Origin of the sequence: Actinoplanes lutulentus (genome assembly GCF_003259845.1) — a bacterium.
Lineage (GTDB): Bacteria > Actinomycetota > Actinomycetes > Mycobacteriales > Micromonosporaceae > Actinoplanes > Actinoplanes lutulentus.
On sequence record NZ_QLMJ01000022.1, the window covers coordinates 182521 to 202649 of the forward strand.

At 68.7% G+C, this 20129-nt stretch carries 20 protein-coding genes; 13 read left to right on the plus strand and 7 right to left on the minus strand.

Features of this window, described 5'->3' with window-relative positions; genetic code table 11:
* Positions 1-26 precede the first annotated feature (26 nt).
* Both B0I29_RS37240 and coaD read left to right on the plus strand, forming a co-directional pair.
* On the plus strand, positions 27-554 hold the full coding sequence (locus B0I29_RS37240) for a hypothetical protein (RefSeq protein ID WP_146617026.1): 528 nt from the start codon (positions 27-29) through the stop codon (positions 552-554).
* 324 nt (positions 555-878) lie between these two features.
* Entirely contained in the window at positions 879-1325 is a 447-nt protein-coding gene (coaD, locus tag B0I29_RS37245) for a pantetheine-phosphate adenylyltransferase (protein ID WP_111653858.1), read from the plus strand.
* Positions 1326-1364: 39 nt separating this feature from the next.
* Here the strand turns inward: coaD and B0I29_RS37250 are convergent, their stop codons facing one another.
* The 4 genes from B0I29_RS37250 to B0I29_RS37260 form a co-directional block, all read right to left on the minus strand.
* On the minus strand, positions 1365-2003 hold the full coding sequence (locus B0I29_RS37250; protein ID WP_111653859.1) for an SMI1/KNR4 family protein: 639 nt from the start codon (positions 2001-2003) through the stop codon (positions 1365-1367).
* 95 nt (positions 2004-2098) lie between these two features.
* Positions 2099-2470 carry an STAS domain-containing protein gene (locus B0I29_RS37255; RefSeq protein ID WP_111653860.1) on the minus strand — a complete coding sequence of 124 codons (372 nt, stop codon included), beginning with the start codon at positions 2468-2470 and terminating at the stop codon, positions 2099-2101.
* 98 nt (positions 2471-2568) lie between these two features.
* Positions 2569-2712 (minus strand): hypothetical protein, encoded by a 144-nt coding sequence (locus B0I29_RS46100; protein WP_181558170.1) that lies wholly within the window; start codon positions 2710-2712, stop codon positions 2569-2571.
* Positions 2713-2846: 134 nt separating this feature from the next.
* A complete protein-coding gene (locus B0I29_RS37260) occupies positions 2847-5189 on the minus strand; it encodes a glycoside hydrolase family 9 protein (RefSeq protein WP_181558171.1) in 2343 nt (780 codons plus the stop codon).
* 181 nt (positions 5190-5370) lie between these two features.
* Here B0I29_RS37260 and B0I29_RS37265 point away from each other — a divergent pair, with 181 nt between their 5' ends.
* The 9 genes from B0I29_RS37265 to B0I29_RS37305 all read left to right on the plus strand — a co-directional run bounded on the left by B0I29_RS37265 (position 5371) and on the right by B0I29_RS37305 (position 14335).
* Entirely contained in the window at positions 5371-6117 is a 747-nt protein-coding gene (locus B0I29_RS37265) for an ATP-binding protein (protein ID WP_111653862.1), read from the plus strand.
* A gap of 174 nt (positions 6118-6291) precedes the next feature.
* Complete coding sequence (locus tag B0I29_RS37270) at positions 6292-7431, plus strand: inositol-3-phosphate synthase (protein WP_111653863.1); 1140 nt, start codon at positions 6292-6294, stop codon at positions 7429-7431.
* On the plus strand, positions 7424-8344 hold the full coding sequence (locus tag B0I29_RS37275) for an SCO3242 family prenyltransferase (RefSeq protein ID WP_111653864.1): 921 nt from the start codon (positions 7424-7426) through the stop codon (positions 8342-8344). The genes B0I29_RS37270 and B0I29_RS37275 overlap by 8 nt, the downstream gene beginning before the upstream one ends.
* Positions 8341-9168 carry a sugar phosphate isomerase/epimerase family protein gene (locus B0I29_RS37280; RefSeq protein WP_111653865.1) on the plus strand — a complete coding sequence of 276 codons (828 nt, stop codon included), beginning with the start codon at positions 8341-8343 and terminating at the stop codon, positions 9166-9168. The genes B0I29_RS37275 and B0I29_RS37280 overlap by 4 nt, the downstream gene beginning before the upstream one ends.
* Positions 9165-9728, plus strand: a complete 564-nt coding sequence (locus B0I29_RS37285) for an EboA domain-containing protein (RefSeq protein ID WP_111653866.1) — start codon at positions 9165-9167, stop codon at positions 9726-9728. The genes B0I29_RS37280 and B0I29_RS37285 overlap by 4 nt, the downstream gene beginning before the upstream one ends.
* On the plus strand, positions 9728-10579 hold the full coding sequence (locus tag B0I29_RS37290; protein WP_111653867.1) for a TatD family hydrolase: 852 nt from the start codon (positions 9728-9730) through the stop codon (positions 10577-10579). The genes B0I29_RS37285 and B0I29_RS37290 overlap by 1 nt, the downstream gene beginning before the upstream one ends.
* A 2-nt stretch (positions 10580-10581) precedes the next feature.
* Positions 10582-11667 (plus strand): metabolite traffic protein EboE, encoded by a 1086-nt coding sequence (gene eboE / locus B0I29_RS37295; RefSeq protein ID WP_111653868.1) that lies wholly within the window; start codon positions 10582-10584, stop codon positions 11665-11667.
* The gene (locus tag B0I29_RS37300; RefSeq protein ID WP_111653869.1) at positions 11664-13025 is read left to right on the plus strand and encodes an alkaline phosphatase family protein; all 1362 of its coding nucleotides are present in this window, start codon (positions 11664-11666) and stop codon (positions 13023-13025) included. The genes eboE and B0I29_RS37300 overlap by 4 nt, the downstream gene beginning before the upstream one ends.
* 152 nt (positions 13026-13177) lie before the next feature.
* Complete coding sequence (locus B0I29_RS37305; RefSeq protein ID WP_111653870.1) at positions 13178-14335, plus strand: glycosyltransferase family 4 protein; 1158 nt, start codon at positions 13178-13180, stop codon at positions 14333-14335.
* 6 nt (positions 14336-14341) lie between these two features.
* Here the strand turns inward: B0I29_RS37305 and B0I29_RS46105 are convergent, their stop codons facing one another.
* The gene (locus B0I29_RS46105; protein WP_181558172.1) at positions 14342-14917 is read right to left on the minus strand and encodes a hypothetical protein; all 576 of its coding nucleotides are present in this window, start codon (positions 14915-14917) and stop codon (positions 14342-14344) included.
* A gap of 94 nt (positions 14918-15011) precedes the next feature.
* On the opposite strand from B0I29_RS46105, the gene B0I29_RS37315 reads away from it, so the two are divergent.
* Entirely contained in the window at positions 15012-17723 is a 2712-nt protein-coding gene (locus B0I29_RS37315) for an ATP-binding protein (protein ID WP_181558173.1), read from the plus strand.
* Here B0I29_RS37315 and B0I29_RS37320 read toward each other — a convergent pair.
* Positions 17674-18516: an alpha/beta hydrolase gene (locus B0I29_RS37320; RefSeq protein WP_111653873.1), complete on the minus strand. Its 843-nt coding sequence runs from the start codon at positions 18514-18516 to the stop codon at positions 17674-17676. The two genes, B0I29_RS37315 and B0I29_RS37320, sit on opposite strands and share 50 nt — an antisense overlap.
* 99 nt (positions 18517-18615) lie before the next feature.
* On the opposite strand from B0I29_RS37320, the gene B0I29_RS37325 reads away from it, so the two are divergent.
* Positions 18616-18978 carry a winged helix-turn-helix transcriptional regulator gene (locus B0I29_RS37325; protein ID WP_111653874.1) on the plus strand — a complete coding sequence of 121 codons (363 nt, stop codon included), beginning with the start codon at positions 18616-18618 and terminating at the stop codon, positions 18976-18978.
* Here the strand turns inward: B0I29_RS37325 and B0I29_RS37330 are convergent.
* A complete protein-coding gene (locus B0I29_RS37330; protein WP_220091535.1) occupies positions 18911-19960 on the minus strand; it encodes an FAD-dependent oxidoreductase in 1050 nt (349 codons plus the stop codon). The genes B0I29_RS37325 and B0I29_RS37330 overlap by 68 nt on opposite strands.
* Positions 19961-20129: the final 169 nt, after the last annotated feature.

Sequence of the window (20129 nt, forward strand, 5' to 3'; positions counted from 1 at the left end):
GCGAGCCTCGAAGAGGAGATCCATCCGTGTATCGCCGTGTTCCCGGCTCTACTACGCCTGCCCTGCTGAAGCCGGAGCAGATTCGCTACATCCATCGTGTCCTTCGCCGTCAGACTCACCCCGCCGCAGTTGGAACCCTGTGCCGGTGCGGCGGCTGCCTCGCCGTTCTGATCGAGTTGGCGGACGCGATGAACACCACGCCCGCACGAATCCGTGAACTGGTCGCCGCTTCCCAGACGTCGGCTGTCACCCAGACGTCGGCTGTCACCCAGACGTTGGCTGTCACCCAGACGTTGGCTGTCACCCAGGCAACGGTTGGCACCCAGGCAACGGTTGGCACCCAGGCACCAGCCGTCGCTCAAGCGTCGGCCGTCACTCAGACGCCTGCGGTCACTGATACGTCGGCCGTCGCTCAGGCGTCGGGCGGCAACCGGGCGCCGCGGCCACGCCGGCCTCTGCACACCTCGGTCGGGGTTGCCGCCACGATCCGGGTGGGCGGACAGACTCTTGGGTCGGTGGAGGGCCTGCTCCGGCTCGCCGCCCGCACCTCTTAGCCGCTGCGGCCGTCACCGATTGGCCGTCACTACTTTGCCGTCACCATTCGGCCGGCGGTGACGGCCGCAGCACCGAATCGTGTCGTTGATCGTGCGATTCGGCACTCTCGCTGGATCGCGCGGACCGGCACTCTCGCTGGATCGTGCGATCCGGCACTCTCGCTGGATCGTGCGTCTCGGCACTCTCGCTGGATCGTGCGATCCGGCACTCTCGCGCTGGACCGTGCGATTCGGCTCTCGCTGGATCGTGTGACTCGGCCCTTGCTGGATCACGCGACCCGGCCCTCTGCGCCGGCGCTGCCACTCGGCGGGCAAACTGGACGGATGGCGGGGTCCGTGTGGAGTGAACAGGCTGGCTCGCATGCGGTTTATCCGGGGACTTTCGACCCCTTCACGGCTGGGCACGCGGACGTCGTCGATCGGGTGCGGCAGCTCTTCGATCGAGTCACCGTGCTCGTGGCGGTGAACGGGGATAAACAACCAGCAGCGTCGCAGGAGCAGCGGTTGGCGGCCCTGCGCAGCCTGCTGCCGGTGAGCTGGGGGAACGTGACTGTTACGGCATGGGCCGGTCTGACGGCCGCGTTCTGTCACGAACACCGGGCCGGCACGATCGTCCGCGGCGTCCGGAATCGGACCGACCTATGGCACGAGTGTCAGCTGGCAGCGATGAACGAGAGCCTGGGCATCACGACGGTGCTGATCCCGGCCCGTCCTGGCCTGGCGGCGGTTTCCTCCACAGCGGCGCGCGCTCTGCCTACACGGTTGGTTTGATGATGATCGTGCGGCAAGCCGCATACCGCTGAGGTCTCGTCAGAAACCTCCGCTTCCCAGGCGCCCTAGAGGGCTCCCAGTGTCCCGGTGGTTGGCGTAGGCGCACAGCTCGCTCCAGAACGGCACCGTCCCGACCGGCCACGTCGCGGATTGCACCGCCGCCCTCCGGGTTTCGTCATCACCGAGATCGGCGAGCGTGACCGCGTAAAGGCTCACTCGCGTCTGGATGAGGCTGAATACCGGCGAGTCGTCGGAGGCTGCTACGCGGAGGTGGCCGAAAAGCGGGATCAGCCCAGGAACTCGCGCCAGTTCCCGCGTCGCGACGGTCAGGCGCTCCGGGATCGTCTCCGGGCGCGGGCCCCAGGCGTTCCACCAGAAGTCGTTCTCCTCGACGTCGTACAACACGCCGTCGGGCGGGATGCCGATCAGGGTCTGCGTGCGCTCCACGTCGCGCAGGCGCCAGTCCGGAACCTGTGACGGCGCTTGGTAGATCCCCGGCTGCGGGGTGATCTGTCGCGGCATCGGGTGGACCAGGGCAAGCACCTCACGCAGCAGCGGTGGGAAGGCCAGCCCGAAGGTCTCCTCGGCGCGACGCAGCTCGGCCTCGGACAAACCCGGCTCGCCGAACAGATGTGGCCCGGTCGACAGCCACTCCGCGATCCTGCCCGCGATCTCCATCCCGCGAGGCTACGGAATGTCGGAAGCCGACGAACCGCGCCTCCTCGTGGTGATCAACTCTGGTCCGCGCAATCGGCACTCGCGTGACGCGGGCTTCAGCGGGCCGCGGCGCCCTCGTCTCGCAGGCGGGCCATGGCTTCGGAGCGGCGGCTGAACATTTCGAACATCTCGTCGGCGTTCAGGGCGGCCAGTGCCGCCCGCAGTGCCGTTGACGGTTCTGCGAAGTGGATGCGGCTGTCTCGTAGGTGGGCACGCTCCTGGATCTGGAGCAGCACGCTCAGGCCAGATCGGTCGATGGTCGTCGCTGCGGACAGGTCGACCACGACGCCTTCGTAGCGGTCCACCGCCCAGGCCAGGACGTCGCGCAGGCCGGCCGTGACGCCCTCGTCGATGCCGTCGCGTATCTCCACCAGAAGGATCTCGTCGTGTTCGCTGGTCCAGATGACAGGTGAGTGCGTCGTCAGCATGCTTCGACGATCATCGGCGGACTCGGCGGCAGCTGCACGAACACATGACGATCTCGTGTCAGTCCCGGCAGTTCGGAGCAATCGGGCGGTTCGCCGGGTTAAATGCACCGCTTGCTGCGGGTTATCGCGGTGGCGCGTCCGGACTCCGGATACGCCTCATTCCGGATCGCCTGTTGGCGCTGCTCCGAGGTGGGTGTCCAGTCGGGCGGCTGGGTGGTGTTGATCTGCGCCACGTCGTGCATGGGACTCCTCCTGGAACGCTGATGCGTCTTCCTGGAGGGGTGGTACCCCGATCTGCTGCCATCGATGCGGTGAACGCGGTGCCGTTCTTGGATGGTGGGGGTGCCGGGCCGCACCCCCACCGAGCTGGATTTCGTCAAGTGGTCGTGCAGGTGGCGCCGTTCAGGGCGAACGATGCCGGTGGCGGGTTGGCGCCGGCATGGGTGCCGTTGAATCCGAAGCTGACCGTGCCGTTCGCGGGCAGGGCGCCGTTGTAGGACGCGTTGGTCGCGGTGACCTGGGTTCCGGATTGGGTGACCGTTGCTGACCAGGCCTGTGTCACCTTCTGGCCCGATGCGTAGGGGAACGTCAGAGTCCAGCCGTTGATCGCGCTCGGCCCGTTGGTGATGGTCACCGTCGCGGTGAAGCCGGTGCTCCAGCTGTTGACCGAGTATCCGACACGGCAGCCGGACACCGGCGACGGCGACACCGAGACAGACGGCGAGACCGACACCGACGGTGACACTGAGACCGATGGCGAGACCGAGACTGACGGTGACACGGACGGGGAAGCCGAGGGAGACACGGACGGGGAGGGGCCTCCCGGCACCGCGCCCCACACCAGCGTTGAGCCGTCGAAGAGCGGCACTCCCGCATTCGGTCCCGCTGCCGCCTGATAGGAGGGATCGTTGGCCGGGTTCCACACCCCGCCCTCGGCCACACCGATCTTGAGCTGCACCTCCATCCGGTGCGCCGACTGCCCGGCGGGCGCGATGGTGTATCCCGTGCAGTCAACCTCGACGAACCACACGTTCCCCGCGTGCTGACGCGCGCTGGTGGGCCCCGGACATCCTTGCGAATACGGCGAGCTCACCGTCAATGCCGCGTCGTCGTCACGAGTGAAGTAGTAGCGGAACTTTCCGCTTGTCAGCGCGCGGGCCGGGAACGCCGACTTGTTGTAGACCACGACCTTCACCCCGGTCGACCGGGTCTCGTTCTGCATGATGGTGGTATCGACCGACATCTCCGCGATATCGGGCGGGGACACCACCGGGAAACCGGTCAGCGGAGCACCACCGAATTCCCCATAGAGCCGCGCGACCGCCGATGTGAATCCGGCGTTGTAATCCGTCGCCACCTCGTTCATCACGTAATCCGCGCGGCTGTCGGTGTAGGCGTCATCCGGCGACGACGGTCCGCCGACCAAAGCCCCGTACAGAATGTGTCTCGTCTCCACCGGAACCTGCTGGCTGTCCCACCAGGAGCCGTGAGCCGTACGGTGGTGGGGGTTTTTCGGGGAATTGGCGCCGAAGCCGATCACGTAGCTGGAGTTGCGCGGGTTGTCGCCGAGGGCATAATTGATCTGGCGGACCGCGAAATCGTGATAGCGCTGCTGGCGGGTTGCATCACTGATGTGATCGCTGTGGACCAGCGCGACGAACGCGGTATTCGCCGCATATCGCAGCGCGCCCCACGAGTCGACCACCGCCATGCCACCGGGTGACGTGCGCACTTTCTCGCCGTTGACCCCGATCGTGAACCAGTCGAGCCAGCGGTTCGCATCGTCGAGGTACTTCTGTTTGCCGGTCAGCTGGGCGAGTAGAACGTAATTTCCATACTGTTTGTTGTCCCAGGAAATGGTCCACTTGAACATCTTGGTGCTGGTCTGATTCTCGTTTCCCTGAGCATCATAACCGGCCTCCGCCTTGGCCAGATAGGACGCGTCACCGGTCGCCCGGTGCAACCAGATCGCGCCCCAGACCAGTTCGTCGGCGTAACCGCTCCAGGAGCGATAGAACGACGTCGCATCGGTGATGCATTCGTGATAGCTCTTGCGCACCCGATCGGCGAACGCGTAAAGCTGCTTCGCGTGCGTGAGCAAAGTGTCGGCATAGGACGGGTCGGTCGGGCGGAAAACCAGCGAGCTCGCTGCCATCGCCGCTGCCGTCTCCGCCGCCAGCTCACTGCCACCACAGCTCACATCGATTTTGTACGCCGGACGCGCCATCGGCATAACCTCAGCCGGACCCCACCATTTGTGGTCGTCGTCCCCTTTGCCGACCTGTCCGTAAAGAACGTCGGCGCTCGGGTGGGCCTTGATGAAGTAATCGTTTGGCACCCGCAGGTTGTTCAGCAGATGGGTGAGCTGCCCGGAGTTGCTGTACGCGGCCCGGTTCTCCACCGCGCCCCAGGCCAGCATGGTGGTGGTGAACGCCATCGGCAGGCCGAACTTGACGTGGTCGCCGGCGTCGTACCAGCCGCCGGTCAGATCGAGGCCGGCGTCGGCGCCGTCGGTCATGGCTGAGTCGCCGCGCCAGGAGACCCGGTTCCACGATGGTTTGTCGCCGCTGACCTGGGCTTCGTAGAAGAGCAGCGATTTCTGGAGCGCTTCACCGTAGCTGTACGGGGGAGCAGCGGCGGCGTCGGAGGGTGAGGCCACCCAGAGCAGGCCGGCGCCGAGAGCGGCGGCCGCGAGGATGGCGGGGATTCTCAATTTCATCGGCGGTCCCACCTCAGAAGACAGTGACCGTCATCGTTACATGGGAGCGCTCCCATTTCAAGAATGTTACGAAGTGCCCCGCAGCGGAGGGGGCACGGATCAGGCGTTGGGATTAACCGGATCGAGCGGTAGTCGCGGGAACAGAATTGCCCGGCGGTCTCGTCAGGTGTCAACTTTGCAAGTGCGCTCAGACATCATCACGGAACGTGACCTGGACGCCGGGCTCGCTACCGTCAGGTTTTCCGGGACGCTGAGCTCGGAGACGGCTGGGCTACTGAACGCCGCCGTCGGCCGGGCCGCCGCTGAATGTCCAGCGGCTGTGGTCGTCGACCTGTCGGAACTGAACCCTGTCGCCGGTCCCGCGGTGAGCGTCCTTCCGGCGCTGACCCGGCACGCCAGCCGGACCTGGGGCGTGCCGGTGCTGCTCTGCGGGGCGGCTGCCGAGATCGTCCGGGAGCTCGGGTCGCAGCGTGGCTCGGTCGCGCTCTACGACCGACGCGACGATGCGGTGCTGGCGATTCGGGCCGGTGTCCCTCGCTGGGCGTGCGAGCACCTGACGCCGGCACCGGAGAGCGTCGCGGCGGCCCGCCGCGTCGTCGGGGAGTCGTGCGAGGCCTGGGGGTTGGGACAACTGCGCGACCGGGCCTGCCTGGTCGTGTCGGAGCTGGCCACCAACGCGATCCAGCACACCGGCTCTGGCTTCGGGGTGATGGTCTCGGGTACGCCGGTGTTCCTGCGCATCGGCGTACGCGATGGAAGCTCGGCGCCGCCTCGGATCATCAACCTGCCCGGGACGTCGGGCGCGATCGTGCCGGCCGGCAGCGGCCGGGGCCTGCGCATCGTCGCCGGCCTGGCGTCACACTGGGGCTGCACCGCGCTGAACACGGGCAAGATCGTCTGGGCGCTCCTGCGGATCCCGCCGAGCTGAGCCGCCCCGCTTGCCTCAGCCCTCAGCCCTCCTGAGCCGTCCGCTCGCCTCAGCCCTTCTGAGCCCTCGCCCGCGGGGCCGGGAACCGGAACCGGCTCGATCACGCTCGGCCCTGGACTGCCGGAGCGGCCCGTGAAAGATTGACTGAAACCGATTCTTTGCGGGGAGGTCGGGATGGTGGTCGGAGTATGGCTGGTCGGTGCCCGTGGCTCGGTGGCGGTGACCAGCGTCGTCGGAGCTCTTGCGGTGCGAGCCGGGCTTGCCGAGCCGGTCGGGATGGTCACCGAGGCGTTGCCGCTTCGGGATGCGGCGCTGCCGTCGCTGTCCGATCTGGTGTTCGGCGGGCATGACATCACCGCTGTTCCGCTGGGCAAGAAAGCCGAGTCGCTCGCCGCGGCGGGTGTATTGCCGGCGGGGATCGTCGCGTCGCTGAGTGCCGAACTCGTTGCCCTGGAACGGGAGGTCCAGCCGCTGCCGGTGGGGGAGACCCCGTGGGAGACGGCGGGATTGATCGCCGCGGACATCGCGCGGTTCCGGGAGCGGCACGGCCTCGAACGGGTCGTGGTGATCAACGTGTCGTCGACCGAACCGGCCGTTTCTGATCACCCGGCGCACGCAGAGCTCGCGGTTCTCGAACGGGCGTTGCAGAGTGGCGAGCAGGTGTTGCCGGGTAGTGCGCTCGCCGCGTACGCCGCATTTCGGGCCGGGTGCGCTTTCGTCGACTTCACCCCGTCGACCGGGGCACGGCTGCCGGCGCTGGAGGAGCTTGCCGCTCGGGAGGGGCTGCCCTATGCGGGGCGGGACGGGAAGACCGGCGAGACCCTGGTGAAGTCGGTGCTGGCGCCGATGTTCGCGATGCGGAACCTGCGCGTGCGGTCGTGGTCAGGCACGAACCTGCTCGGTGGTGGTGACGGCGCGAACCTGGTTGATCCGGCCGCCAACGCCGCGAAGGCCGGCAGCAAGCAGCGGGTTCTCAAGGAGACGCTCGGATATCAGCCGCAGGGGCACAGCCTCATCGAGTACGTCGACGACATCGGCGACTTCAAGACGGCGTGGGATCTGATCACGTTCACCGGGTTCCTCGGTGTCGGCATGCGGATGGAGTTCAGCTGGCACGGCTGTGATTCGGCGCTGGCCGCGCCGCTCGTACTGGATCTGGCCCGGCTGGTCGCGGCGGCGCATGCCGCCGGGCGCAGCGGGCCGTTGACCGAGCTCGCGTTCTTCTTCAAGGATCCGATCGGCGAGGTGCCGCACGGGCTGGCCGACCAATGGGCGCTGCTGAGCCGGTTCGCCCGAGAGCTACCCGATGCCTGAGCCAGGGCCCGGGCGGCCTCGGTGGCGTGATCTGGCTGAGTTGGTCCGGGCGCCGGCGGCGCTCTCCGTGCCCGGGGATGCCGTGGCCGGGGCCGCGGCGGCCGGTCGGCTCGGGCCGCGTACCGGTGGGCTGGCCGCCGCCTCGGTGTGTCTGTACTGGGCCGGGATGGCCGCCAACGATTGGGCTGACCGGGAGCTTGATGCCGTGGAGCGCCCGGAGCGGCCCATCCCGTCGGGGCGGGTCAGCCCGGGGCAGGCTCTTGCGGTGGCGGCCGGGCTCACCGTGGCCGGGGTCGGCATCGCCGCTCTCGCCGGTGGGCGGCGGGCCGCGGCGGTGGCGGTTCCGCTCGCGGGGACGGTCTGGGTTTATGACCTGTGGGCCAAGAACACGGCTGCCGGGCCGGCGGTGATGGCTGCCTGTCGTGGATTGGATGTGCTGCTCGGCGCCAGCGGAGGCCGCATCCGGTCGGCGGTGCCGGCGGCGCTGACGATGGCCGCGCACACCGGCACGGTCACCGTACTTTCCCAGCGTGAGGTGTCCGGCGGGAGCACAGCGCTTCCGCTGTCCACATTGGCCGCGACCGCCGTCCTGGCCGGTGCGGCAACGGGAAATTCCGGCCCAGCATTAGGAAGAGCCGGCACAGCAGCGGGAAGAACGGAAAAGTCGTTCGGCGCCGCGGCGAGTCTCGGGCTCGCCGCCTGGTATGCCGCTTGGTTCGGCTCGGCGCAAGTCAAGGCCGCCGCCGAACCCTCCGCGCAGCGGATCCGGGCCGCGGTGGGCGCGGGGATCACCGGGATGCCGCCGCTGCAGGGAGCCTTGACCGCGCGGGCCGGAGCACCGGTCACCGCGATCGCTCTCGCCGCCGCCGCGCCGCTCGCGAAACGCCTGGCCAGGGTGGTGTCGCCGACGTGAGCCGGGCGAGGTTCGGATATGGGACCAACGGGTTCGGCAACCATCGATTGCCCGAGGCGCTGCGGGTCATTGCCGATCTTGGGTACGAAGGTGTCGCGCTGACCCTGGACACCAACCACCTGGACCCGTTCGCTCCTGATCTCGCCCGTCGCACCGCCGATGTGGCCGCCGACCTGGAGCGGCTCGGGCTGGCCGTGGTGATCGAGACCGGGGCGCGTTACCTGCTCGACCCGTGGCACAAGCATTCGCCGACATTCATGCACGACGATCCGGAACTGCGCCTGGATTATCTGCGCCGGGCCGTGGACATCGGGGCTGAGCTGGGTGCGGAAGCTGTCTCGTTCTGGGCCGGGACCGCACCGTCCGGCATCGATGACGTTTGGGACCGATTGGTCCGGGGCTGTGCCGCCATCGTCGAGCACGCGACCGCGCGGGGCGTGACGCTGGGTTTTGAGCCGGAGCCGGGCATGCTCGTCGAGGACCTGGCCGGGTGGCGGCGGCTGCATGCCGATCTCGGGGAGCCGGCCGCGTTCGGGCTGACCCTGGACATCGGGCACTGTCGCTGCCTGGAGCCGCTGCCCGTGCCGGAATCGGTGATCGAGGCCGGGCCGTACCTGGTCAACGTGCAGATCGACGACATGCGCCGGGGCGTGCACGAGCACCTGGAATTCGGCGAGGGCGAGATCGACTTCCCGCCGGTGCTGGCGGCGCTCGACACGACCGGCTATCGCGGTCTGGTCGCCGTGGAGCTGCCCCGGCACTCGCACGCGGGACCGGCGGTGGCGGCCCGATCTCTCGAATTCCTGAGGAAGGCGGCCGGATGACTCCCGTGGAATTGCGCGACGCTCTTGGCGCGAACGGCTGGCTCGACGAGGCGATCGTCCGCATTCGCAAAGACCCGGCCGCGATCGGCGGGCTGTTTCCGGCGGCCGGCCGGCGCTGTGGGCGTGGATCGGTCGCGCCGGGCTGGACGGCGGACGAGGCCGCGCGGGCATTGATGCTGGTCGAGGCGCCTGCGGAGGCGGAAACCCTTTATCGGTACGGCGACGCGGACGAGAAACGGGCCGTGCTCAGGGCGATGCCATTGCTCTCGGGGCGCGACGAGATGGTCTCGGTGCTGCACGACGCCTTGCGTACGAATGACACCCGGCTCGTGGCCGCCGCGCTCGGACCGTGCGCGACCGTCCTCGACGCTGCCGCATGGCGGCAAGGGGTTCTTAAATGTGTCTTCATGGGCATTCCGCTGGCCGCCGTGCACGGGTTGCGCGAGCGCGCGGATGCCGGACTCGCTGACATGTTGCGGGCGTTCGCCCGTGAAAGAGAAGCGGCCGGGCGGGAGGTGCCGGCCGACGCCCGAGAATTGCTGGACCAGTTGGGGGCCTGATGCGCATCTTCGACCCACACATCCACATGACGTCCCGCACGACCGACGACTACGAACGGATGGCCGCGGCCGGAGTCCGCGCCATTGTCGAGCCGGCGTTCTGGCTCGGCCAGCCACGCACCGGACCGGCGTCCTTCACCGACTATTTCGACGCGCTGATCGGCTGGGAGCCGTTCCGGGCGAGCCAATTCGGCATCCGGCATCACGCGACGATCGCGCTCAATCCGAAAGAGGCGAACGATCCGCGCTGCCGGCCGGTCCTCGACCTGCTGCCGCGCTATCTGGCGAAGGACGGCGTGGTCGCGGTCGGCGAGATCGGGTACGACTCGATGACCGCCGCCGAGGACGAGGCGTTCGCCGCGCAGCTCGCCCTCGCCGTCGAGCACGAGCTGCCCGCGCTGGTGCACACCCCGCACCGGGACAAGGCGCGCGGCACGGAACGCAGCATCGCCGTGGTCGCCGAGTCCGGAATTGTTCCCTCGCGGGTGGTGCTCGACCACCTCAACGAGCTCACCGTCGCGGCCGCGCTGGACGCGGGCCTGTGGGCCGGGTTCTCGATCTACCCGGACACCAAGATGTCGCCGTCCCGGATGGTCAAGATCCTTCATGAGTACGGCCTGGAACGCGTCCTGGTGAACTCGGCCGCGGACTGGGGGCGCTCCGATCCGCTGCTCACCGTCCGCACCGCCGAGGAAATGCTCGCCGGCGGATTCACCAAGGACGATGTGGACAAGGTGTTGTGGCGTAATCCGGTCGCGTTCTTCAGCCAATCCGGACGGCTCGACCTGGCCGACCGGAACGACTCGGAAGCCACGTTCGCCGGCAACTCGATCCTGCGCGGAGGAAGCTGACGATGCATCTCAGCTACTGCACGAACGTGCACCCGGCCGAGGACCTGGACGGCATCATCGGCCAGCTCGACACGTACGCGGTGCGGATCCGCGCCCACCTCGACGCCGACGTCCTCGGGCTCGGGCTGTGGCTGGCGGCGCCGGTCGCCTCGGCGCTCGCCGAATCGGTGGAATTGCGCCGGAGATTGCGGCGGGAACTCGACGTCCGCGGGCTCGAAGTGGTGACGCTGAACGGTTTTCCGTACGCCGCTTTTCAGGCGCCGGTCGTGAAGAACGCCGTCTATCACCCGGACTGGACCACGCCGGATCGGCTGCAGTACACCCTTGACCTTGCCCGGATTCTCGCGGATCTGTTGCCGGACACCGCGGCGCGCGGCTCGATCTCCACGTTGCCGCTGGCCTGGCGCACACCGTGGGACGCCACCTACGCCGGCACCGCCGCCCGGCGGCTCGACGACCTCGCCAAAGGGCTCGCCGAGATCTCGGACGTGGCGGGGCGACCGATCAGAGTCGGACTCGAACCCGAGCCGGGCTGTGTCGTGGAGACCACCGCCCAGGCCGTCGAGCAGGTGTCCCGGCTGGACAACGAGTGGATCGGTGTCTGCCTGGATCTGGCCCACCTGGCCTGCGCCTGGGAGGACCCGGCCGAAGCGGTCGGTCGGCTGCGGTCGGCCGGGATTCCGATCGTGAAGGTGCAGATCTCGGCGGCGCTCGAAGCGAGTTCATTTTCGGACGTGCTGCACGACTATGTCGAGCCCCGGTTCCTGCACCAGACCCGCAGCGCGTCCGGCGAGGCCACCGATGACCTCGACGAAGCGATCGAGCAGGGGCTGCCCGGGCCGTGGCGGATTCACTATCACGTACCCCTGCATGCCGCGCCGGCCGCGCCGCTCACCTCGACCGTCGCGGTCACCCGCGCCGCCGTCCGGGAGCTGCGGTCCGAATGTGATCACTTCGACGTGGAGACGTACACCTGGGGTGTGCTGCCGGCGGCGCAGCGGCCGCGCGACGACGCCGAGCTGGCCGCCGGGATCGCTGCCGAACTGGCGTTCGCCCGCGACCTGCTATTCGGGGAGACAGATTCGTGACGCGTCTCGTCGTGCTCGACATCGTCGGGCTCACCCCGCGCATGCTCGCGCACATGCCGCGCCTGCGCGCGGTCGCCGACAGCGGATTTCAAGCCCCCTTGGGTACGATCCTGCCGGCGGTCACCTGCTCGGTGCAGTCGACGTTCCTCACCGGGGAAACACCGGCCGGACACGGCATCGTCGGCAACGGATGGTATTTCCGCGAACTCGGCGAAGTGTTCCTCTGGCGGCAGCACAACGGCCTGGTCGGCGGCGAGAAGATCTGGGACACGCTGCGCAAACGGAAGCCCGGTAGTACGGTCGCGAACATCTGCTGGTGGTACGCGATGGGCGCCGATGTGGACTGGACGATCACGCCCCGGCCGATCTATCACGCGGACGGTCGTAAGGATCCGGACTGCTACACGTCTCCGCCGTCGCTGCACGACGCTTTCGACACGTTCCCGCTGTTCACCTATTGGGGGCCGGGCGCCGGCCTGGCGTCGTCGAAATGGATCTGCGAAGCCGCCACGAAAGTGATGGCGATGCACGATCCTGATCTCACCCTGGTCTATGTGCCGCACCTCGATTACGACCTGCAGCGGTTCGGCCCGTCATCGCCGCAGGCCGTTGCCGCCGCAGTGGAATTGGACGCGATTCTCGGCCCGTTGCTGGATGCCGCCTTCGCCCGGGACGCGACCGTCGTGGTGCTGTCCGAATACGGCATCACCGACGCGAGCCGGCCCGTCGACATCAACCGGGTGCTGCGGTCGGAAGGGTTGCTGAACGTCTACACCCAGGCCGGGATGGAGTACCTCGACCCGTGGACGTCGCGGGCTTTCGCCGTGGCCGACCACCAGATCGCGCACGTCTACGTCCGGTCGCCCCGGGACGTCGCCGAGGTCGCGAAGATCTGTGCGACGGTGCCTGGCGTCGACCAGGTCTTGGACGCGGCCGGCCAGGCGTCGTACGGCCTGGATCACTCCCGGTCCGGTGAGCTGGTGCTTGTCGCTTCGCCGGACGCGTGGTTCACGTATTACTACTGGCTTGATGATGCGGCGGCCCCGGACTTCGCCCGGAACGTCGAGATCCACCGCAAGCCGGGGTACGACCCGGCCGAGCTGTTCTTCGACCCGGCCGCTCCGGCGGCGGCGAAACGGCGGGCGGGGGTGGCACTGGCCCGCAAGAAGCTCGGCATGCGGTACTCGATGAACGTCGTCGGGCTGGACGCGGGGGCGCGGGCGGTACGGGGGTCGCACGGCCGGCTGCCGTCGTCGGCGGAGGACGCGCCGGTGCTGCTGTGCTCATCGGCGTCAGCGGCCCGGTCATCGATAGCCGCAACCGAGGTGAAGGACTTCCTGCTGGACCTCGCGACATAGACGAGACCTGCGACATAGACGAGACCTCGCGACATAGACGAGACCTGCGACATAGACGAGACCTGCGACATAGACGAGACCTGCGACATAGACGAGACCTCGCGACATCGACGGGACCACCGGAATTGACCTGAGGCCATATCTTGGCGCACGTGAACATCAGGTATCTGTTGCACAACGCGTATGGGGTCGGCGGGACGATCCGGACGGTCTTCAATCAGGCCAACGCGTTGTGTGAGCGGCATGACGTGGAGATCGCCAGCGTTTATCGGGGTGGGGAGGCGCCGGCGCTGCCGTTGGATCCTCGGGTGCGGCTGGTCTGTCTCAATGAGTTGCGGGAAGACGGCACCAAGTTCAAAGCCGACGGACGGCGGCGGGTGTGGCGTAAGGCGCGGATGTTCGCCAACCGGCTGCCGCACGGGCGGGATTTCCGGTACAAGCGCTGGGATCCGGTCGTCGATCTCAAGGTGGTCCGCTATCTGCGGGCGCAGCCTCGTGGGTCGGTGCTGATCACCACGAGGCCCGCGCTCAACCTGCTGTCCGCGTGGGCCGGGCCGCGGGGAGCGATCCGGATCGGACAGGATCATCTGAACTTCGGTAGCTACAAGCCGGGGCTGCAGGCCGAGATCGTGCGGGCCTATCGGAAGCTGGACGCCGTGACCGTGCTGACCCACGCCGACCTGGCGTCCTATCGGGAGGCCCTCGGCGACGGCGTCCGGATCGAGCGTGTTCCGAACGGTATTCCGCCTCGGTCAGGCGTACCCCATGGGGAGCGTGCGCACGTCGTTGCCGCCGCCGGGCGGCTGATCCGGCAGAAGGGTTTTGATCTTCTGATTGAGGCCTTCGTCGATGTTCATGCGGCGCATCCGGACTGGGAGCTGCACATATTCGGTGCGGGGAAGTGGCAGGCGAAGCTGGCCGGCATGATCGAGGAGCGGGGGCTCGGTGATGTGGTGCGGCTGCGGGGGATCAGCCGCAACCTCGACGGGGAGATGGCGAAGGCGTCGATCTTCGTGTTGAGCTCGCGCAAGGAGGGGCTGCCGATGGTGCTGCTCGAAGCGATGAGTTCCGGTCTGCCGGTGGTGTCGTTCGACTGCCCGACCGGTCCGGCGGATGTGGTGGACGACGGGGTGAACGGGTTGCTGGTGCCGGCGGAGGATGTCGCCGGTCTGGCCGCTGGGTTGTCGCGGCTGATCGAGAACGGTCACGAGCGGGAGACCATGGGCAAGGCTGGGCGGATCACCGCCGCGCAGTACGAATCGCCGGTCATCGCCGAGCAGTGGGAGAAGCTGTTCGGCGAGCTGAGCTGACAAAAGCTATTTATCGCGGCATGTCCAGCTCACCGAACCGTCGACCGCGTCCCCGGGCAGCCCGCCCGGTCCGGTCGTCGCCAGCTTCGTGAACGTCCACTCACCGCTGCCGTCGTCGTTGATGACCGCCTTGCTGCCCGTGCTGTCCGGCCAAGTGGCGTAGATGACGTTGTCGACGGCGATGCTCGGGCTGGAACCCGGCGCGGCCAGGCGATCCTTGGGGAAGGATCCGGGGCCGGTGTAGTCGTCGATCCACATCTCGATGGTGACCTTCTTGCCGTCGACGTCGCCGTCGAGCAGGCCGGGACTCATGAACAGGGCTTGCTCGGTGTTGCCCTGGGCGTATTCGGAGCAGCTCTTCAGGAAGTTGGCGCCGCCGGAGGGTGCGAGGGCGGTCTGCTCGCCGGTGACGGTGATCGCGCCGTCGAGCTTCAGGGTCACGGTCAGTCGCGGACCGAGCGAGAAGTCCTGGTCTGAAGAGGAAAGATCCGAAGAAGAAAGAGCGGAAGAATCGCAGGCGGCCAGCGCCGCGGCCACGAAAGTGGTCATGAGGATGGTGCCGGTGCGTCGAGCGCTTAGCATGGTGTCACTCCCTTGTCTGACCTGTGCGGACAGCCTGAGGGACACCACCAAAAAAGCGCCAAAACAGAGCCCAGAAAGAGCCGAAGAGGTGCCGGTGCGGTTCGAGGTCTTGGGTCCGGTGCAGATCCGCATCAACGACGACGTCGTCACCCCGGCGCCGAAACCGCGCGCCCTTCTCGCGGTGCTGCTCGCCGCCCGGGGACGGCCGGTCACCATCGATCGGCTGCTCACCGAGTTGTGGCCGGACGGCGCGCCGTCGACAGCCGCCGCGACCCTGCAGATGCACGTCTCGGCGCTGCGCAAGGTCGTCGGCGATCGGGTGACGACCGCGCCGGGTGGTTATCGGCTCGATCTGAGCGGTGCGGGTTTTGACGCCGCGGAGTTCGAGGACTCCGGTGATCTCGGGTTGTGGCGTGGGGATGCGTACGAGAACGCCGGCGGCGGGAAATCGGTGGAGGCGGCCGCGGCCCGGCTCGGTGAGCTGCGGCTGGCCGCCCGGCAGCAGTGGGCGCGGCAGGCGCTGGACAGCGGGCGGCACGTCGCGGCCGCCACCGAGCTGGCCGGATGGGTCGCCGAGCAGCCGACCGACGAGGGCCTGGTCCGGCAGCTGATGCTGGCGCTGTATAGATCGGGCCGGGCCGGCGAGGCGCTCGCCACTCTGAAAAAGACGACGGAGGCCCTTGCCGAACTGGGCGCGGCGCCGGGCACCGAACTCGAAGCCCTCGCCGCCGCCATACGCCGGCAGGATCCGACCCTCGACCGGCCCGCCGCCGGACTTCCGGCGCAACCGAATCGCTTCATCGGCCGCCGCGCCGAACTGGACCGGGCCATCACCCTGCTCGGGACGGCCCGGCTGCTGACGATCGCCGGGCCCGGTGGCGCCGGCAAGACCCGGCTCAGCCTGGAACTGGCCCGCGAGATGGCCGCCGACCACGACGCGGTGCACGTCGTCGAACTGGCCGAGCACCGCGACGGGCCGCTCAACCTGCGGCTGGCCGCCGCGCTCGGCGTTCGGGAGGAGCCGGGGGTGCCGGTCCTCGACACGGTCACCCGCTGGGTGAACGCGACAGGGCGGGTCCTGATCGTGCTCGACAACTGCGAACACGTGCGCCCGCAGTCCACCGCTCTCGCCCACGCCCTGACCGCCGCCTGCCCCGGGCTGCGGCTGGTCGCGACCAGCCGCGAACCGCTCGGTCTCAGCGGAGAAGTCGTGGTCACCCTGGGCGGTCTGGCGACGCCCCCGCCGGGGGCGACAGACCACACCGATGCGGTACGCCTTCTCGCCGACCGAGTCTCGGCCGCACGCGGCGGCGCCGGGCTCACCCCGGCCGAGCTGACGGTCGCCGCCGAGTTGTGCCGTCGCCTCGACGGCCTGCCGCTCGCCATCGAGCTGGCCGCCGCCCGGCTGCGCGCCCTGCCGCTGTCGGAGATCATGTCGCGTCTGGACCGGCGGCTCGACCTGCTGACCGGGGTGTCCCCGGTGGCACGGCACCAGACCATGCGGGCCGCGATCGACTGGGGTTACGAGCTGCTCGACACGCCGCAGCAGGACCTGTTGCGGCGCCTCGGGGTGCTCGCCGGTGGATTCGACCTGGCGACCGCGGCCGCGCTGACCGATAGTGATCCGCTCGATCCGCTGACCCAGCTGGTCGACCGGTCGATGGTGCAGTGGCAGGACGGGCGGTACCGGCTGATCGAGACGATTCGGGAGTTCGCCCGGGAACGATTGGTGGCGGAGGAGCGCGTTGACGCGTACACAAGACTGGTTCTGATCCTGGAGCGACGGCTCGCAGAGCCGCCGCCGATGGACGGCCCGGCGCACACCGCGTGGGTTGCCGGAATCGGCGCGGACCATGACACGATCGTCGCGGCGATCGACTGGAGTCTCACCGAGGGTGACGCCGCGAAGGGTCTGACGATCGCGGCGGCGATGTGGTGGTACTGGTGGGTCGCCGGTCGGATGGCCGAGGGGCTGTCCTGGCTCGGGCGTGCGCTGGACGCCACCCCGGATGAGCCGACAGCCCTGCGGGGACGATCGTTGCGGGCGGCGGCGGCGCTGGCCAGGAACTCCGGAGATCTGAACAGAGCGCGGCAGCTGGGTGAGCAGTGCCTCGCGACGTTCCGTGCGGTGGGCGACCGGATCGGGGTGATCGCGGCGCTGAACAACCTGCTGATCACCGCGCAGGCGCAGGAGGACTATCCGGCGTCCCTGGAGTTCGGTTACGAGGCGTTACGGATCGCGGAGGAGGCGTCGGACGCGCGGATGGTCGCGGCGGCGTCGAACAACACCGCCGGGACTCTGCGGTGCATGGGCCGGCTGGATGAGGCGGAGGCGTTGTTCGCGCGGGGCCTCGACGGGTTCCGGGCGTTGAACGATCAGCGTGGGGTGGCGGCCGCGCTGTCGAATCTGTCCACGACCGATCGTCGGCGCGGCCGATATGAGCCGGCCCGGCTGGCGATGCGGGAAGCGCTGGAGATCTACACCGAGCTGGGGATCGTCGAGGGGCAACTCGATGCGATCGAAGGGTTGGCGCAGCTCGACGTGCTGGAAGGGGATCCAGCCGGTGGGCTGGGGCTGCTCGTGCTCGCCGAGCGGGAGCGGTCGGCGCTGGGTGCGCCGAGCTTCACGCCCGACGAGATCGCCGATCGGGAGCAGTCGGAGGCGGCGGCACGCGCGGCATTGGGTGGGTCCGCAGTCGCCGCGGTCTATCGGGCTGCCGCGGCAACCACATTGCCGGAAACCGTCGCCGCCCTGCTCAGAGGTGCTGGTGAAGGAAACGGGCGGCCGCGTCAGCCGCCTGCGTGACGTAGGGTTCCACGTCGTAGAGGTCGATGTGCTGGCCGGCGTCGAGCCACAGCAGTTCCTTCGGGCCGGATGCCTCGTCGTGGGCGGCCTGGGCCAGCTCCGGTGAGCAGTAGTCGTCGGTACGTCCGTGAACGATCAGCAGCGGGGTGTCGCCGAGCACCGGGGCGGCGCCGAGCGCGTCGAGGGTCATCAGCGAGTGCAGGGAGCCGTAGGTGACCCGGTTCTCCCAGTTCGCCGCGGTACCGCGTTTGGTGCCGTAGTAGGCGTACGGCTCGTCGCCGCCCATCGCGGCCTCGCCACCGTCCGGCGCGACCGCCGGCAGCTCCTCGTCGTAGCGGTCGATGAACGAGGTGATCGCCTGGCGGTACCCGGCAGGGTTGCCGGCGCTGAACCTGATCGGGCTGTTGTAGGCGCCGGCGATGCCGACGGCCGCGCGCAGCCGGGGGTCGGTCGCGGCGGCTTTCAGGGCGTAACCGCCGCCGAGGCAGACGCCGACGACGCCGATCCGGTCGGTGTACTGCGTCAGGAGGCTGACCGCGGCCCGCAGGTCGGACAGTTTGCCCTGGCTGTCCTCGTGGGCGCGGCGGCCGCCGCTCTCGCCGAAGCCCCGGTGGTCGAAGGCGAGGGTGGTGATGCCGCGTTCGGCGAGCCGTTCCGCGTAGACCGCGACGACCTGCTCCTTCACACCGGTGAACGGTCCGGTAAGGACGACGGCGGGGTTCGAGGAACCGGCGACCGTGAGGTTCCCGGCCAGGGTGATGCCGTCGGCCGTGAACGTGACGCTCTCGGGCATTCGAGGAATCCTTTCGACGACTATCGTTGGATCAGACGGTAGGACGCATCACCGCGCAGAGGTAGAAGGCACTTTCTGGTGCCCTTCGGAGGTTGGTTCATGGCGCTCGTCATTCCGGATGTGCTGGAGGAGAGTTGTGCCACCCGGCAGGCTCTGGAACGGCTCGCGTCGAAATGGCGGGTGCTGCTGATCTACGCGCTGCTCGCCGGTCCGGCCCGGCACGCTGACCTGCGCAGACGGGTGGCCGGGATCTCGCAGAAGATGCTCACCGAGACGCTGCGCGACATGGAGGCCGACGGCCTGGTGGAACGTCGGGTGCTCAAGGAACGGCCGCCACAGCACGTCGAATACGCGCTGACCGCACTCGGCAAGACGTTGCAGGAGCCGCTCGCCGCTATATGCGCGTGGGCTCTGGAATCAGGCGGCGCAGAGCAGCCACAGCCTCACGACCAGCCCGGTTAGCGCCGATGGTGGACTGCGACGGGCCGTACCCGATGAGGTGGATCCGCGGCTCGGCCGCGACCTGGGTGCCGCGCATCGGGATGCCGCCGAGCGGTCCGCGCAGCCGCAACGGCTCCAGATGGGCGAGCGCCGCGCGGAAGCCGGTGGCCCACAGGATCGTGTCGACCTCGGTGAGGGTGCCGTCCGCTTCGCGGACGCCGGTCGGTTCGATCGCGGTGAACATCGGTCGCCGGGTCAGAACCCCGCGCTCCTGCGCGGCACGTGCGTAACTCGTCCAACCCAGACCTGTGTACGAGACGACGCTGCTGCTCGGGCGGCCCGCCTCGACGTCGGCGATGACCTTCGCGATGGTGGAGCGGCCCTCCTGCTCGGGCCGGAACTCGTCGATGAAGACCGGTTCGCGCCGGGTGTACCAGAACGTCGTGGCGGTTCGGGAGATCTCCTCCAGCTGCTGGATCGCCGAGATGCCACCGCCGACGATCGCGACGCGGCGGCCGGCGAATTCGGCGGCGTCGGTGTATTCGTGGGTGTGCAGCTGGCGGCCGCGGAACGTCTCCGCGCCGAGGTAGGCCGGGAGCAGCGGGTTCGTCCAGGTGCCGGTCGCGTTGATCACGGCGCTGGTGAGCCAGGTGCCCTGGTCGGTGGTGACCCGCAGGTCGTCGCCGTCACGCTCGACGGCCTGCACTGTCACCGGGCGCAGGATCGGCAGGTCGAAGGCGCGTTCGTACGCGGCGAAGTACCGGGGGATCGCGGTGCTGCTCGACTCGGCCGGGTCGATGGCGGGTTTCGGCAGGCCGGGCAGGTCGAAGATGCCGTTGACGGTCTCCATGGTCAGCGAGGCCCAGCGGTGCTGCCAGGCGCCGCCCGGGCCGGCGTCGGCGTCGAGCACGACGAAGTCGAAACCGCGGCGCTGGAGGTGGTAGGCGGCAGAGAGCCCGGCCTGTCCGCCACCGATCACCGTCACCGTGGTGCGCCGTTCCATGGTCATCTCCTCGCTGCCTTGTTTCGTCAAACAAGTAGCAGAGGGTGATCATTCCTCACGAGTTCTTCCTCGCTCTCCCGGACTCGATCTTGCATCCGCCCGCCCGTCCGCCCGCCCGCCCGTCCGCCCGTCCGTCCGCCCATTCGCCGGCCTGCCGAACGCCGTAAGC